The following is a 15,957-nucleotide window of genomic DNA, read 5'->3' on the forward strand; positions in this document are numbered from 1 at the left end:
TTCGACCACGGCCTGCCGATGCGCTCCAACGCTATCGCCGCGGTGGGACTGGCGCTGTGCGCGGCGCTGTTCTTCACCATGACCTATGTACTCAACCGCAGCCTGGTCGCAGGCGGCGGTCACTGGGCGTGGGCGGTGATCCTGCGTTACCTGATCACCTTGCCGTTGCTCGCCATTGCCTTGCCCTGGCAGGGCGGCCTGGGCGAATTGCCGAACGAGTTGAAGCGCTATCCGCGCGCCTGGCTGCTATGGAGCGCGGTGGGCTTTGTGCTGTTCGGCCTGCCGCTGACCTGGGCCGCCAACAGCGGTCCGTCCTGGCTGGTGGCGGGCAGTTTTCAGACCACCGTGCTGGCGGGTCCTTTGCTTGCGCCGTTGATCTATCGCGACGCACGCAGGCATCTTGCATGGGGAAGCGTGGCGATCGGCGTGTTGATCGTGGCCGGCGTGTTCGCGCTGCAATGGGGGCACGCGCAAGGCCAGCTGCGGGCGAGTGATTGGCTGGCGATGGCGGCCGTGGTGTTCTCGGCCTTCATGTATCCGCTGGGCAACCGCATGGTGCTGCTGCATCTGGAACACAGCGGTGCGCAGATCGGCGCCACCCAGCGCGTGTTCGGCATGACGCTGTGCAGCTGGCCGCTGTGGTTGATCCTCGCCGTGGTGACATGGGTCGCGGTTGGTCCGCCGGGCTGGCGCGAAATCCTGCTGGCGGGTGGCGTGGCCTTGTCGTCGGGCGTGATTGCCACGGTGTTGTTCTTCCAGGCCACCGCGATGGTACGTTCGGAGCCCACGGCGCTTGCCGCGGTAGAAGCGATGCAGGCGGCCGAGCTGTTGTTTGCCACGGTGATTGGTGCGTGTTTCTTGGGCGAAGCGTGGCCGCATGGTTACTCCGCCTTTGGAGCGGTGATGATCATCTTGGGCATTGCGCTGTTCGGTTGGGTGAGTGGCCGATCGGCGGCCGGGCACCGGGACGAGGTGCGCACATTGGAAACGGATCGTGGTGCATGAGTGCTGAGGGCGGCGGAGTGATGGTGATGCGTGCAGTTTGGAAAGGTGTGGCGATCTGCCTGCTCGTTGGCGCACTGGTGAAGCCGCTGCCTGTGCAGGCCGAGGAGCAAGCGTTGCCGCCGCCGGTAAAACTCGTGCTGGACGCCAAGGCATTTGCGCCCGAGCAGATCAAGGTGACGGTCTACCTACCTCCTGGCTATACGAGCTCCGATGCTCGTTATCCCGTGTTGTATGCGAACGACGGCCAGGACATGGACGCCGTGGGTTTGCAGCAAACGCTTGCAACGCTCTACGCGCAACGCACGATCCATCCGGTGATCGTGGTAGCGGTGGACATGCTCAAGGACCGCGCGTCGGGCTATGGGCTGTTCGATCGCGCACGCCGGCAGAGCATCGTGGGCGGCTCGCGCATCGGCCCGATCGGAGCGCGTGCGTACGATTACTCGGCATGGGTCGCCAGCACGCTGGTGCCCTACGTGGATACGCACTACCGCACGCAGGCCTCTGCGCAGGGTCGCACCATGCTCGGCTGGTCGTTGGGTGCGCTCAATGCGTTTTGCGTCGGCTGGGAATATCCGGACGTGTTCGGGCAAGTGGGCGCGTTCTCGCCGTCGTTCTGGCTGGCCGCTGATCGCAGCGATGCGCAGGCGGTTGAAAGTACACGGCTGGCGCAAGCCATGGTGGATCGGGCGGGGCAGCGCAAGCCGCTGCGTTTCTGGTTTGCGGTGGGCGGCCGTGAGGAAACCAATGACCGCAACCACAACGGCACCATCGACGCCGTCGAAGATCTGCAGGACGTGATCAACGGTTTCGCGGCGCCCGATGGCAGCCATCGCCGCGGACTGCGCGACCTCGGTTATCGCATCGACACGGATCACCCCGACCAGCCATCGCAAACGGGCGAGGTTGTCTACGATCTCTTCCCGGACGGCGAGCACAACCAGGCCACCTGGAAACGCATGTTGCCGGTGTTCCTGCGTTGGGCGTATGGCGTCGCGCCGTCCGCGCCGTGAAACGTGAGCGGGCGAATCATCCCGCCACGGCCGTCAACGGCGAGTGCGCGACTACGCAGTTGCGGCCCAGGGTTTTGGCGCGGTACAGCGCCGCATCCGCGCGGGCGATCAGATCGTCGGCCGTATCGGCGGGACCGGTAAGGCTGGCCACACCCATGCTGATGGTGGTCTGCAGCGAGTTGCCGCGCGCATGCACATGCAGCGATTCGATGCTGCGGCGAATGCGCTCGCCCACCGCCATGGCCTGCTCGTGCGTGGTGGCCGGCAGCAAGGCCACGAATTCTTCGCCGCCGTAGCGACCCAGGCTGTCCAATGGGCGCAATTCATCGGCGATCGCGGCGGCGACCGCGCGCAGGCAGGCATCGCCGGTTTGGTGCCCGTAGCGATCGTTCACCGATTTGAAGTGATCCAAGTCCAGGAAGATCAGCGCGAGCGGCTGGTGCTGCGGTCTCGCCTGAGTGACTGCCTCATGCAGCCGCGTCACCAGAGCTCGCCGGTTGAGCAGGCCGGTGAGTGCGTCGTGGTCGGCCAGGTGATGCGCCACGTCGCGTTCGCGGCGCGCACGCAAGGACAGGTCGGCCAAGCCGATAGTGACCACGATGCTGCAGAACGCGGTGGCGAACGGCAGGCCATATTCCAGCCAGCGAGGCTGGTCCAGCGACAGCAATATCTGGCCCAGTCGCACTACGGTCAGCAGCACTTGGGGCAACCACGCCACCAGGAAAAAACGGGCCTGCCGCCCATGCCGCGAGGCCGCGAGCACAATCGTGCCCAAGGCCCACAACGAGGTGACGATGAACCACAGGTTGTACGCGCTGGCCAGCAGGTGCATGCGTTCGGCGAACGGGAAACACAGCAGGGTGGCGATCAGTAGATAGGGCCAGCGCATATGGCCCAGCGCGCGCGCAGGGCGCGGCGTGATCTGGCGCAGCTCGCAGAATTCCAGGATGAACGAGAACAGCAGCGGTGCACTGAGCGCCACGAACAGCCATGGCGCGTGCGTACCCAGCGGCACCAGCAGCGAACCGCCGGGCAGTTCGTACATTTCGCCGCTCATCAGCAGCTGATTCATCAGTTGGCAACCGGTGTAGCCGATGAAATACAGCAGCACGCGATCGCGCAACACCAGCCACAGGCATAGCGCCGCCAGAATCATGGTGAACTGCACGCTGGAGAACAGCGTGGTCAGGCGAACGTGGGTCAGATCCTGCGCCTGGTACGTGGCCATGTCGGTGATGTCGGCGCGGATCTGCCGGGTGAAGTTGTCGGCGGCGATCTGCACATAGATCGGCTGGCCGGCGCGCAAGTCATGCGGCAATTCCAGCGCCAGGTGATGACGCGAGTAACGCGCCAGCTGATCGGTCTGGGCGAACCATAGTTCGTGCGGTTGATAGTCCGGCGGCGCATACACGTTGATGCGTATATAGGTAGCGCCGGTGAAGTTGAGCACGGGCGAACTTGCCTCATGCCAGTCGCGGTCGATGGTCAGGCGATACCAGCGCTGCGTCTCCACCGCATTGGGCGTATGGGTCGAGCGACTGGGCAGGAAACGGTCGTCCATGCCGCCATGGATGACCTGCGCCGGCGTTGGCGCAGGCTTGAGCGGCGCCAACGAGGCTACCTGCAGGGTCGGGACAGCGGATCGCGCAGGCGTCGCCTGTGCAGCCAGTGCAAAGCACATGGCGCACATCCAGGTGAATAACACCACGATGGGCTCGCGTATCGACATATCCCCCCTTGCTGCCGGTCCCCTGTTACCGGCGTGCGGGGCGGGTCCTTCCTTCGGACAGCTGCCCCGGCGTCTTTATGTATCACGTTCCACGCGCGATATGGACTTTTTGGCCGGCCCCGGCGGCGAGGTCTTGACGCTCCGGGACAGCCAAGAGCGGCGGTCGAACACGATCACGGCAAGTCTTATGCTTATCACCTCGGCAATTTTTGGCGGTGGTGGCATGGCAAGGCGGGAAGGCGTGAAACCGGTCTCTCAGGCAGAACATCGGCCTGGGGCTGGCGAACTTGAGTCGCACGATTTCATCCGCCACGGCACACCGGCGTTTCGACGGACCAATCTGGCGCTGTTCGCCGCCGGTCTGGCCACGTTCGGCCTGCTGTACTGCACCCAGCCGCTGATGCCCGAGTTCAGCAAGGACTATGGGGTCAGCGCAGCGGCCGCGGCGCTCTCGCTTTCGCTGACTACCGGCGTGCTGGCGTTCGCCATGTTGTTTGCCGGCGGCCTGTCCGATGCCTGGGGGCGCAAGACGATCATGACGGCGTCGCTGCTGTCTTCCTCCGTGCTGGTGGTCCTTACCGCGTTGGTGCCCGACTGGCACATGCTGCTGATCCTGCGCGCGCTGTTGGGATTGACGCTGAGCGGGCTGCCCGCGGTGGCGATGACGTATCTCGGCGAGGAAATGCACACCGACTCCATCGGCCTGGGCATGGGCCTGTACATCAGCGGCAATGCCATCGGAGGCATGGGCGGACGCCTGGTGGCCGGCGTACTGGCCGAGTTTTTCGGATGGCGCGTGGGTGTGGCTACGGTGGGCGTGATCGGGCTGATCGCCGGCATCGTGTTCTGGCGAAGTCTGCCGCCGTCCCGCCATCACGTGCACCGGCCCTTTCATGTGGGGGCGCTGATGGGACGCTTCGCCTCGACGTTTCGCGACGCTGGCCTGCCGTGGCTGTACGCCGAAGGCTTCCTGCTGCTGGGCGCGTTTGTCACGCTGTACAACTACATCGGCTATCGCTTGCTGGCGCCGCCGTATGGGCTCAATCAGGCCGTGGTGGGCGCCATCTTCAGCGTGTACCTGATCGGCACGTTCAGTTCGGCCTGGATGGGACATCTCGCCGGCAAGCTCGGGCGACGCAAGGTGTTGTGGACGGCGTTCGCACTGATGCTCGTGGGCCTGGCACTCACGGCCACCCAGCCACTATGGCTGATCGTGCTTGGCATCGTCGCGGTGACGTTCGGCTTCTTCGGTGGCCATTCCATCGCCAGCAGCTGGGTGGGTCGCCGCGCCGGCGACAACAAGGCGCAGGCGTCGTCGCTTTATCTGTTTTCCTATTACATGGGTTCCAGTCTGGCAGGCGCCAGTGGCGGCCTGTTCTACGCGTCACACGGTTGGAATGGGGTGGCTGTGTTTGTCGGCGCGCTGGTCGTCGCCGGACTATTGATTGCGTGGCGTCTGTATCGACTGCCGCCGCTGGTCAGCCCATCCAGCCCGGAAACAGAGCCGCCGATTCCGCAGTAAGGCTGCGGAAGCGCGTTGCACGCTCCCGCAGTGCGAGTCGCAGCTTACTGCGCGTCCGGCTTCAGCATGCCCTTCACCGCGTCGTAGTCGCCATCGTTGGCGGCGGCCGGCAGGTCGAGCAGATGGGTCATCAGCGGATAGACGTCCACGTTCGGAAACGATGGAACCTCGGCGCCTGCGCGGAAAGCCGGTCCGTGCGCCACGAACAGCGCTTGCATCTGCGGCGCGGCGTTGTCGTAACCGTGGTCGCCGCGCATCGGCTCTTTCTTCTTCGCCAGGTACTCACGCGTCGAGATGCGCCAGCCGACATCGGCGAGGCATAGCAGCTGCGGTACGCGCGGATTGCTGCCATAGGCGAGTCGCTCGGGTACGCGCGTCTTGTCCCAGCACGTCATATGCTGCTGGGGCTGCTCCATTTTGGCTTCGATCTTGGCGAAGTCGAAGCCCGGCTTGGGGTTGAAGCCGGCCAGCACGCCCACGCTCACCAGCTCCACCTGCTTGAGCGGAATGAATTTGTCGATCACCACGACGTTGGCCTTCGGCGAACTCGCCATGCCATGGTCGGCCACGATGATCAGGTTGATGCGATCGAGCAGGCCGCGTTGCTGCAGGCCTTTGACAAGTCGATCCAGCGCCGCATCGGTATGCGCGATCGCTTCGTTGACCTGCGGCGAATCGGGTCCGGAATGGTGGCCGGCATGGTCGACTTCATCGAAGTACAACGTAAGGAAGGTCGGGCGCTCGCCGGCGGGGAGATCCAGCCAGGCCAGTACCTGATCCACGCGCTGGTCGGGTGTGACGTCGCCGTCGTACGGTTTCCAGAGATTCGGGTGCGCGCCGTGGATATCCGCTTCCGAACCCGGCCAGAACATGGTGGCCGTCTTCATGCCGTGCTGCTGCGCGGTTTCCCACAGCGGCGTGCCTTGCGCCCACCATTGGCCATTGCTCACGGCTTCGCGATTGCTCAGCGAAAATTTGCCAAGCGCCGGGTCGGTCATCGTGTTGTTGACGATGCCGTGGTGGTCCGGACGCAGGCCGGTGACGATGGTGTAGTGATTGGGAAATGTCAGCGAGGGGAACGACGGCTGCATGCCGCTGGCGGCGCGCACGCCTTGCTTGGCCAGCGATGCGAGCGTGGGGCTGAGTCCGCGTTCGATGTAATCGGTGCGATAGCCGTCGATCGAGATCAGCAGCAGCGGTACAGGTGCAGGGGCGGGCTTCGCTATGGCGGCAGCTTGCGGCGCGGGCGTGGAAACCGGTTGCGGGTGAGGCGTGGCACAAGCTGTTCCGAGCGCGACTAGCGAACAGAGCAGCGGGCGAAACAGGATCTTCATGCGCAAGGACTTATCATGGGTACAAAGTCCGTATGATCGCCCAGGCGTATGACCATTACACGTCTTTTTCTTTGCGCAACTTTCGTCACTTGCCCGTTATGGCCTGGTGTGGCAGCGGCGCATCCGGAAATGGGTGGTGCACCTGCGAGCGCCTCCACCATAGCGGCGCCAGCGGCAGCGACGGCGCGCAAGCCGGCATCGCAGGCGAATGCGAAAACATCGCATGTTGATGCGAACGCGACACCCATGCCTAAGGCCAGCAAAACCAAGCCGACGCCGGTGCCGTCAACGACGGATACGTATCATCTATCGCACCGGCCGCATCAACTCGATTCCTACCAGAACGCGTTGACGCCACCGCCGGCGGCGAACGAACGCTGATCGATCGGGTGTCGCTGCGCCTAGTGCGCGGCGAGGTGAAGCTGGGCGCCGAACAGGTCGCCCTCGGCAATGCGGCTTTCCATCGACAACAGAAACTGCTTCGTCGGCAGTCCTCCGCCGAACCCCGTGAGACTGCCATTCGCACCGATCACCCGATGGCATGGCAGCACGATCGGCAGCGGATTGCGTCCGTTCGCGGCGCCCACGGCACGCACGGCCTGAGGATGCTTGATGCGACGCGCGAGTTCGCCGTAGCTGATGGTCGCGCCGTAAGGAATGCGCGCCAGCTCCCACCACACTTCCTGTTGGAATGGCGTGCCGAGTGGGTGCAGTCTTAGATCGAATTGCTGGCGGACACCGGCGAAGTATTCGTCGAGTTGCTGCCTTGCCTGCGCGAGAGGCTCGTGTGCACGTATCCATGCCGGGTGTGGCTCGCGCTGGTGGCGGCCAGTGGAAAACCAGATTTCGCGCAAGCCCGCTTCGTCAGCGACCAAGCGCAGCAGGCCGATCGGTGTGTCCATCTCGTCGTGAAAGATGAGGTCGCTCATCAGGCCACCTTCTTGCTCGATGCGGCGGCGTCGCTGGCGCTGCGCCACAGATGCATGACGGAGTACGCGCGCCACGGTCGCCAGCCTTCGGCGAGTGCCGTCAACGCCTTCGTCGACAGCTCGGGACCGTCCCCGGCGGCAGCGCGACGAAGAATGAGGTCTGCCGCGGGGAACGCATCCGGGTGGCTGAGCGCACGCATCGCCATGTAGTGTGCCGTCCATTCGCCGATGCCCGGCAAGGCGACCCAGCGCTCCACGAATTCGTCCAGCGGTTGCTCGCTGCGAAAATCGATGCGCCCGTCCAGCAGCGCCTGGGCAACGCCGCGCACGGTCGCCGCGCGGGCGGTGGTGAGACCGATCGAGCGAAGATCCGCTTCGACCAGCAGCTCCGGACCGGGAAACAGGCGCTGCAGTTCGGCCACTGGCGACACGACGGGCGTACCGAAATGCTGCACGATGCGCGTCGCCAAGGTACGTGCCGCCGCCACGCTGACTTGTTGGCCTAGGATCGCGCGCACCGCGATTTCGAAGCCGTCCCAGCCGCCGGGCAGGCGCAGACCGGGACGCTTGCGCAACAGCGGTCGCAGCACCGGGCTTTCCTTTAGCGCATCACTGATCGATTGCGGGCTCGCATCCAGGTCGAACATGCGACGTAGCTTGTTCACCACGCCGAGCATCTGCGCCGGTTGCGGGCAATGCAGTTCCAGCCGCAGCGCGTGATCGTGGCCGGGCCATGCGCTCAATCGCAGCCAGCCCGGCGCATCCGGCGTGCCAAATACACGCGCGTAGCTGTGATCGTCCACATGCTCGACGCCGGGCAGCGCGCGTCCGCGCAGGAACGCGAGGATCGCCTCGAAATCGTAAGGCGGCCGATACGCGAGCCGCAGCGAGATCGCATCGCCGGTCGCGACGCCCGGGTGGCGACGCAGGTCGCGTGGCGCCATGCGGTTCGCTTGGAGGAACGCCGCGTTGAAGCGGCGCAGGCTGCCGAAGCCGGACGCGAGCGCGACTTCCGTAACGGGCATCGTCGTTTCGGTGAGCAACTGCTTCGCGAACAATAAACGTCGCGTCGTATGCACGCTGATCGGCGGCGCTCCAAGACGTTCCACAAACAACCGGCGCAACTGCCGCGCGCCGACGCCGACGCGTTCGGCCATCGCGTCCACGGATAATTCGTCGAACGCGCCGCTGTCCATCAATTTCAGCGTGCGCGCGATCACATGGTCGCCGCGTTGCCACGCATCGTTGCCGGGCGACAGTTCAGGCCGGCAACGCAGGCACGGCCGAAAGCCGGCCGCTTCCGCCGCCGCGGCGCTCGCGTAATAGCGCACGTTCTGCGGTTTCGGCGATGGGGCAGGGCACACCGGGCGGCAGTAGATGCGCGTGCTGGTGACCGCGGTGAAGAACAGTCCGTCGAAGCGCGCGTCGCGGCTGAGGCGGGCCTGCTCGCAGGTGCGGTCGTCGGGCAACGGGGCGGTTTGGGTAGCCATGCGGCGAGATTAGCACCGGGGTTGGCTTCGAACTGGCCGTTTTCGGACATCAATATCAGCCGGTTCAGCCTGCGCGGCTGCCTCGTGATTGGCGAACATCGGCGTCGATGCTAGGGTTCTGCGCAATCACTGGGGGGCCAGGGAATGAACGTCGGAAACAAGTGGTGGCTCGCCGCGGCGGCCGGACTCGGTTTGGCCGTCGGTGGCGGTTTCTGGGCATTGGGCGCGAGCTGGCAGCATGCGATGATCGCTCGCCTCAATCGGCCGGCGCCCAAGGCGCCGCCAACGGTCGCTCTGCCGAACGGCGCCAAGGCGCATTTGTTCGACCGCAACAGCGTCTACAGCTTCCTCGCCGCGGCAAAACGGGCCGAAGCCATCAAGGATCCGCTGCAGCGCTGTCTCGCGTATCCGGATCCGCCCGGCAGCCATTGGTCGCCCGCCGCCGTCGCGGCGTATTGCCACTATCGAACCTATCCGTCGATGTCGTTCGAACAAGTGCGCGGACTGCTCGAGCAGGGCCAGTACGCTGAGCTCGACCGGCGCATGGCAGGCATGCTCGACGACAAGCTGCACAAGCCTGACGTCGCAGGCGTGATGGATCACGCGTTTGAAACATGGTTCAACCGTAGCGATTTGGATCTGCGTCCCTTGCTGGATCATTGGAAGCAGGCCTCGCCGCGCAGCGCGTTTGCATACACCGCCAGTGGCGTCTCCTATGTCGCCATGGCATGGCATGCGCGCGGAACGAAATACATGCAGGACACGCCGCGCAGTAATGTCGAGGCGATGGATCGCTTGCTGGCGCTTGCCGATGCGGACCTGCGCCATGCAGTGGCACTCGATCCCCACGTGACGCCTGCCTACGTCGCCATGATCGATGCAGGACAGCTCAGCCTGGGCACGGACTATGTAAGGCGCGCCGCCGATGCGGGTTTGCGCACCGACCCGGCAAATTTTGCAATCTACAATGAGCTGATGCGGGCCATGCAGCCGAAATGGGGCGGTTCGATCCAGCAAATGAAGCAGAACGGTCAGGCCGCGGTGGCGCACGCGTCTGTCAATCCCATGCTCTTGCTGCTTCCGGAAAAGGCCGTCGCCGAAGACGTGGACCTTGACGGCGATGACTGCAACGTACCGGGCCGCTTCGAACAGTTCAGTCTCGTGTTCGACCAGGTCGCCGTCGCCTCGCAGTTGTCCACCGCTGCCGAGTCCGCCGAATCATGCAACCACCTGGAACTGTCGACGGTTTACTACTCCGAGGATTTGCGTTTCTATCCCGAGGACCTCAAGGCTCGGGCACAGCGGGCATACAACCTCAACGAGTTCGATGAGTCGGCATGGGCCGTGGCGGAAGCGAGCCAGTTGATGCATGAGGAACCTGGCAACGCCGATTATGTCGTTGCGCGCGGCAACGCCTACGAGATGCTGAACGACTATCCGCATGCCGAGCAGGACTATCTGGCTACCCTCGCCTTGTCGCCAAACCACCGGCAGGCGGTTGCCGCGCTTGCAAATCTCTATATGAACCAGATGCACGACTGGGACAAGGCCTGGGCGCTGGACGAGCGCCTCGTGCAGGCAACGCCCGGCGAGCCTTACGGTTGGTGGTTGCGCGCCGAGATCCAGATACGGCAACCAAGGAAGGGCTTGAAGGAGACTGCGGACTATTTCGCCGCCCACTTCGACACCACGCCGGAGATGCATCGCTCGCTGTTGCGAATGAGGGCGGAGCAGGCACTGCAAGACGGCGCCGCCAAGGCTTCCGCAAAATCGGCGCCATCGCCGCGCCACGCGTCATTGCAATGACGCGTGGCCTTCAGTGAACGATAGCAAGCGACACGAGATCGGGCGCGCACTCGGCGCGGCGCCCTGACTCGAAATTCGCGACGTCCTGGGCGCTCGCAGTGCGACCTTCGTCGCCGCCGTCGTACATCACGCGCCACACGCCGTCGTTGCCGCGATGCCATACCGTGCTGAACGCGATGAGCGTGTAGCGTGGATTAGCGTTCGGCGCCAGGTTTTCAAGCAGGGCTGGTCCGCTCGACAGCACGATCGAAGGATCGCCTGCTTGTACCACCCATGCGGGATACCAGCGCACGCGCATGCTCTTGCCTTCGAGCAGCGTCTTCCACTGCTTGGCGATCGCCGCCCGACCGCGCTGCGGGTGGGCCGTGTTCGCCGCGAAAACGGCATCGCTGTCGATGTGCTCGGCGAATGCCTTCTCGTCGTGACGATCCACCGACGCCGCGAACGACAGTTCTCTTTGCCACACCGCGCACCGCGATGTTTCAGCAGCCTGCGCATGACCAGCGGAGGCGGCCATGGCAAACAGGGCCAGAATCAGGAAACGCTGCATGGGCGCAACCTCAGGGGGAGTGCGGCAAGCATGATTTCGCCTTGCACCGTGCGAAAGTGCCGAAAGGTGGATGGGCGGGACTTTGCCGCAATGCGGTTTGCGGGCGCCGGCTAGCCTCGTCACAATGGCACTTTCCCCTGGCTGTGACGCTTCCCATGAACGCTCCCACCCGCATCGACACGACCCGCACCATCCGCGCGCCGCGCGGCACCGACTTGACCTGCAAAAGCTGGCTCACCGAGGCGCCGTTCCGCATGCTGCAGAACAACCTCGATCCGGAAGTGGCGGAAAATCCGGCCGAACTGGTTGTCTATGGCGGCATTGGGCGGGCGGCGCGCAACTGGGAGTGCTTCGATGCGATCCTGCGCGCCCTGCGCGAGCTCAACGACAACGAGACGCTGCTGATCCAGTCCGGCAAGCCGGTCGGCGTGTTTCCGAGCCATCCGGATGCACCGCGCGTGCTGCTCGCCAATTCCAACCTGGTGCCGGCGTGGGCGAACTGGGAGCATTTCAACGAGCTCGATAAGAAGGGCTTGATGATGTACGGCCAGATGACGGCCGGCTCGTGGATCTATATCGGCTCGCAAGGCATCGTGCAGGGCACTTATGAGACCTTCGTGGAAATGGGTCGCCAGCATTACGGTGGCAGCCTGAAGGGTAAGTGGATCCTCACCGCCGGTCTCGGCGGCATGGGCGGTGCGCAACCGCTGGCCGCATCGCTGGCCGGTGCGAGCTCGCTCAACATCGAATGCCAACAGAGCCGCATCGATTTCCGCCTGAAGACGCGCTACGTCGACGAGCAGGCGACGGATCTGGACGATGCGCTCGCACGCATCGCGAAGTACACCGCGGCCGGCGAAGCAAAGTCGATCGCGCTGCTCGGCAACGCGGCCGACGTGCTGCTGGAGCTGGTGCGACGCGGCGTGCGTCCGGATGCCGTCACCGACCAGACCAGCGCGCACGATCCGGTCAACGGCTACCTGCCGCAGGGTTGGACCGTCGAGCAGTGGTTCGAGCGCCGCAAGAGCGATCCGAGCGGCACTGCCAAGGCAGCCAAGCAGTCGATGAAGACGCATGTGGAAGCGATGCTCGCCTTCCACCAGCAGGGCGTGCCCACCTTCGATTACGGCAACAACATACGTCAGATGGCGAAGGACGAAGGCTGCGCGGACGCGTTTGCGTTCCCTGGTTTCGTGCCGGCCTTCGTGCGTCCGCTGTTCTGTCGCGGCGTGGGCCCGTTCCGCTGGGTGGCGCTGTCCGGCGATCCGGAAGACATCTACAAGACCGATCAGAAAGTGAAGGAGCTGATCCCCGATGATCCGCACCTGCATCGCTGGTTGGACATGGCGAAGGAACGCATCAACTTCCAGGGCCTGCCGGCGCGCATCTGCTGGGTGGGTCTGGGTGTGCGTCACAAGCTGGGGCTTGCGTTCAACGAGATGGTGCGCAATGGCGAACTGAAAGCGCCGGTGGTGATCGGCCGCGATCATCTCGATTCGGGTTCGGTGGCCAGCCCCAATCGCGAAACCGAAGCGATGCGCGATGGTTCGGACGCGGTGAGCGATTGGCCGCTGCTCAACGCCATGCTCAACGTGGCCGGTGGCGCGACCTGGGTGTCGCTGCACCATGGCGGCGGCGTGGGTATGGGTTATTCCCAGCACTCGGGCGTGGTGATCGTATGCGATGGCAGCGAAGCGGCTGACCAGCGCCTTGCGCGCGTGCTGTGGAACGACCCGGGCACGGGCGTGATGCGTCATGCGGATGCGGGTTACGAGATCGCCATCGAATGCGCGAAAGAGCAGGGCCTGAACCTGCCGATGATCTGACGACCCGTCGGCGCCTTGCGCGATGCGCAGGGCGCCGCTGGCATCGTGTCGGAGCAAGGCCAGTTCATCGCCCGCAGATTGCCATCGTTGGCTGCGAAAGTGGTCGGACATCCCGATACGGAAAGGATCCTCCATGACATTTTCGACTGCCCGCCGCGCATGGTTCACGGCGATGTTTGCGATCGCATGCACGGCTGCCTCAAGCGTGTCGCTCGCGGCCAGTCCGCAGCCGGCAGCTTCGCCGAATGAGCCGCTTCAGCATGCGTTGGATGCCTTTGCGCAACGCGCACGTCCTGGCACGCTGGGTGTGGCCGTGCTCGACTTGAAGTCGGGTATGACGGCTGGCGTCGATGCGGACCGTGCGTTCCCGATGATGAGCGTGTTCAAGGCGCCGGTGGCCGCGGCCGTGCTGTCTCGGATCGACGATGGCTCGCTGTCGCTGCAGCAGAAGGTCATGGTGACACGCGAGCAGGTGATGGGTGGCTCTGCCATACCCTCCATCGGCGCGCACTTCCACGGCGAGCGCATGAGCTTCACCCTCGAGCAGCTGTTGAAGGCCGCGGTGAGCGAGAGCGACAACACGGCCGTCAACGCCTTGATACGCACCGTCGGTGGTCCTGGCGTGGTGACGACGTACCTGCACGAGCACGGCATCGATGGCATGCGCGTGGATGTCGACGAGGCAGGCATCGCACAAGTGTTCCATGGCCTGCGTCCGGGCGAACAGCCGCCAGCGCACGAAAGCGACGCGGCCGCTGATCAGCGTTACCAGTCGGGCTATCAGGCCTTTCTCGCCGACCCTCGCAATCGCAGCACGCCGGATGCGGCGATCGCGTTCCTTGGAAAGTTGGTCCACGGCGAGCTGCTGTCGCCGGTATCGACCCAGCGCCTGCTCGGGCTGATGGAAGCGCAAACCATCCCGAACCGTCTCCGCGCGGGCTTGCCGGCAGGCCTGTATTTCGCCGACAAGACCGGCACGTCCGGGGCGCTGGGCAAGCGCACGGCTGCCTTCAACGATATCGGCATCATCCGCTGGCCCGATGGCCACACCGTGCTGGTGGCGGCGTTCCTGATGGACTCCTCGGCGACCGATCAGCAGCGCGCCGCCTTGTTTGCCGATATCGCGCGCAGCGTGGTTTCCTCCACACGCCCCTAGAGCCCGGTGGTGCAGGGTCGCGCCCGGGCGCATGATGTCGCCACATCCAACGAGGAGTGGCGACATGCCGGTCGAACTGAAGATGTTGGCGTGGTCGATAGTGCTGGGACTGGTCTACGTGGTGTTTGCAGTCACGCTCGCCACCATGCAGCGAGGCATGGCCTGGAATGCAGGCAACCGTTCCGGCGAAGCTCCGCTGACCGGCGCCGCCGATCGGGCCAGCCGCGCCAGCCGCAATTTCCTCGAGACTTTCGCGTTCTTCGCGGCCGCCGTGCTGGTGGTCGTGGTGGGGCAGTGCACGAGCAGTACGACCGCGCTTGGTGCTCAGGTCTACTTCTGGGCGCGCGTGCTCTACCTGCCGATTTATGCAGCCGGCATTCCCTATCTGCGCACCCTGGTCTGGGCGGTGTCGATCGTCGGCCTGCTGATGGTCTTGTCAGGCGCGTTCGGTTCGCACTGACGCAATAAGCACCCCGGTTCACCGCTTGATGCCCTGGCCCACCTCACGGCGGGGCACAGGTATGCGCGTTTGTCTGTCGGGGCGCAAAGCTCAGTGCTTTGGCGTAAACGTCAAAAGCTTGGCGTTGCGCTGGAATTTTGACGTCAGTTTTCCGCCGGTGCGGCGTCCGGGTTCGCTTGGCTTATTTGTGCTTTTTCTCTATTAGTCAATTACTTGCGTACGTTTTGCCAGATTGCTTCGCGAACCGACGTTCGCAAGCCATTCGAGGCGTGACCACACTGGTGGTCCGGCACGGCTTGTGTCGGGCCGCCGGGCAGGGTCCGGCGGTTTCCTTGATTGACGACTGGAGAAACTGCATGAACACCAACACTGTACGCACCGGCTCGCTGACCGAACTGTCGAGCTACCCGAAATGGGCGCGCGAGATGATCGAAGCCTGCGAACCCGCCCGCCGGAGCGTCCGCGACCACGTGATGTGGGACATGATGAGCGAAGGTAGTATCGACTTGGCTACCGTGCGCAACTTCATGGTCGGCACCTGGTCGCTGATTGAGCGCTTCCCGGGCTTCATGGCCTTGAGCCTGCTCAAGACGCGTTATGGACGCAGTGCCGGCGACAACATGGCCCGACGCTGGCTGGTCCGCAACATCCGAGTGGAGCAGAACCATGCCGAGTACTGGCTGGATTGGGCCGAGGGCTCGGGCGTGTCGCGCGAGGCGGTGCTGGACGGCATGCCCCCGCGCGGAACGCAGACAGCGGCGGAGTGGTGCCACGACGTCTGCGCCCGCGACACGCTGGCCGCCGGCATTGCCGCCACCAACTACGCCATTGAAGGCGTCACCGGCGAATGGTCGCAGAAGGTGTTTGACAGCGTGGCCTACGCCAACAGCTTGCCGGCGGCCGGTCGCAAGTCCACCCTGCGTTGGCTTCAGCTACACGCCGCTTATGACGATACTCATCCGTGGGAGGCGCTGGAGATCGTTTGCACCCTGATGGGCAGCCAGCCCGCAGAGGAGGAAGTGGAGCATCTGCGCGAGTGCATCGAGCGTAGCTACGTGAGCCTGCACTACGGTCTCGAGCGTTGTTTGGTCCAGCACGCGGTGAACGAAGTGGCAGAGCAAGCGGCGTAACGGGGAT

Annotated in this window: 13 protein-coding genes; 8 read left to right on the plus strand and 5 right to left on the minus strand. The window is 64.4% G+C overall.

What is annotated here, in order from left to right:
- Positions 1-18 precede the first annotated feature (18 nt).
- Positions 19-1,005: a multidrug resistance efflux transporter family protein gene (locus AC1DMY_RS05170; RefSeq protein ID WP_477163919.1), complete on the plus strand. Its 987-nt coding sequence runs from the start codon at positions 19-21 to the stop codon at positions 1,003-1,005.
- Positions 1,002-2,018 (plus strand): alpha/beta hydrolase, encoded by a 1,017-nt coding sequence (locus AC1DMY_RS05175; RefSeq protein WP_477163920.1) that lies wholly within the window; start codon positions 1,002-1,004, stop codon positions 2,016-2,018. The genes AC1DMY_RS05170 and AC1DMY_RS05175 overlap by 4 nt, the downstream gene beginning before the upstream one ends.
- A 16-nt stretch (positions 2,019-2,034) precedes the next feature.
- Here the strand turns inward: AC1DMY_RS05175 and AC1DMY_RS05180 are convergent, their stop codons facing one another.
- On the minus strand, positions 2,035-3,747 hold the full coding sequence (locus tag AC1DMY_RS05180; protein WP_477163921.1) for a sensor domain-containing diguanylate cyclase: 1,713 nt from the start codon (positions 3,745-3,747) through the stop codon (positions 2,035-2,037).
- 223 nt (positions 3,748-3,970) lie between these two features.
- Here AC1DMY_RS05180 and AC1DMY_RS05185 point away from each other — a divergent pair, with 223 nt between their 5' ends.
- Positions 3,971-5,269 carry an MFS transporter gene (locus AC1DMY_RS05185; RefSeq protein WP_477163922.1) on the plus strand — a complete coding sequence of 433 codons (1,299 nt, stop codon included), beginning with the start codon at positions 3,971-3,973 and terminating at the stop codon, positions 5,267-5,269.
- 44 nt (positions 5,270-5,313) lie between these two features.
- Here the strand turns inward: AC1DMY_RS05185 and AC1DMY_RS05190 are convergent, their stop codons facing one another.
- The 3 genes from AC1DMY_RS05190 to AC1DMY_RS05200 all read right to left on the minus strand — a co-directional run bounded on the left by AC1DMY_RS05190 (position 5,314) and on the right by AC1DMY_RS05200 (position 9,022).
- Complete coding sequence (locus AC1DMY_RS05190) at positions 5,314-6,603, minus strand: alkaline phosphatase family protein (RefSeq protein WP_477163923.1); 1,290 nt, start codon at positions 6,601-6,603, stop codon at positions 5,314-5,316.
- A gap of 401 nt (positions 6,604-7,004) precedes the next feature.
- A complete protein-coding gene (locus AC1DMY_RS05195; RefSeq protein ID WP_477163924.1) occupies positions 7,005-7,532 on the minus strand; it encodes a methylated-DNA--[protein]-cysteine S-methyltransferase in 528 nt (175 codons plus the stop codon).
- Positions 7,532-9,022 (minus strand): DNA-3-methyladenine glycosylase 2 family protein, encoded by a 1,491-nt coding sequence (locus tag AC1DMY_RS05200; RefSeq protein ID WP_477163925.1) that lies wholly within the window; start codon positions 9,020-9,022, stop codon positions 7,532-7,534. The genes AC1DMY_RS05195 and AC1DMY_RS05200 overlap by 1 nt, the downstream gene beginning before the upstream one ends.
- 144 nt (positions 9,023-9,166) lie before the next feature.
- On the opposite strand from AC1DMY_RS05200, the gene AC1DMY_RS05205 reads away from it, so the two are divergent.
- Complete coding sequence (locus AC1DMY_RS05205) at positions 9,167-10,828, plus strand: tetratricopeptide repeat protein (RefSeq protein WP_477163926.1); 1,662 nt, start codon at positions 9,167-9,169, stop codon at positions 10,826-10,828.
- 10 nt (positions 10,829-10,838) lie between these two features.
- Here the strand turns inward: AC1DMY_RS05205 and AC1DMY_RS05210 are convergent, their stop codons facing one another.
- Positions 10,839-11,378, minus strand: a complete 540-nt coding sequence (locus tag AC1DMY_RS05210; RefSeq protein ID WP_477163927.1) for a YybH family protein — start codon at positions 11,376-11,378, stop codon at positions 10,839-10,841.
- Between the two features lie 155 nt (positions 11,379-11,533).
- Between AC1DMY_RS05210 and hutU the strand changes: the two genes are divergently transcribed.
- From hutU to AC1DMY_RS05230, 4 genes are all read left to right on the plus strand, one after another.
- Positions 11,534-13,204, plus strand: coding sequence for a urocanate hydratase (gene hutU / locus AC1DMY_RS05215; protein ID WP_477163928.1), 1,671 nt, complete (start codon positions 11,534-11,536; stop codon positions 13,202-13,204).
- A 133-nt stretch (positions 13,205-13,337) separates the two neighbouring features.
- Positions 13,338-14,360 (plus strand): class A beta-lactamase, encoded by a 1,023-nt coding sequence (bla, locus tag AC1DMY_RS05220; protein ID WP_477163929.1) that lies wholly within the window; start codon positions 13,338-13,340, stop codon positions 14,358-14,360.
- 64 nt (positions 14,361-14,424) lie between these two features.
- Positions 14,425-14,820: an MAPEG family protein gene (locus tag AC1DMY_RS05225; RefSeq protein WP_477163930.1), complete on the plus strand. Its 396-nt coding sequence runs from the start codon at positions 14,425-14,427 to the stop codon at positions 14,818-14,820.
- Positions 14,821-15,176: 356 nt separating this feature from the next.
- A complete protein-coding gene (locus tag AC1DMY_RS05230) occupies positions 15,177-15,950 on the plus strand; it encodes a TenA family transcriptional regulator (RefSeq protein ID WP_477163931.1) in 774 nt (257 codons plus the stop codon).
- Positions 15,951-15,957: the final 7 nt, after the last annotated feature.

It is taken from the genome of Dyella sp. 01L423 (assembly GCF_056399945.1).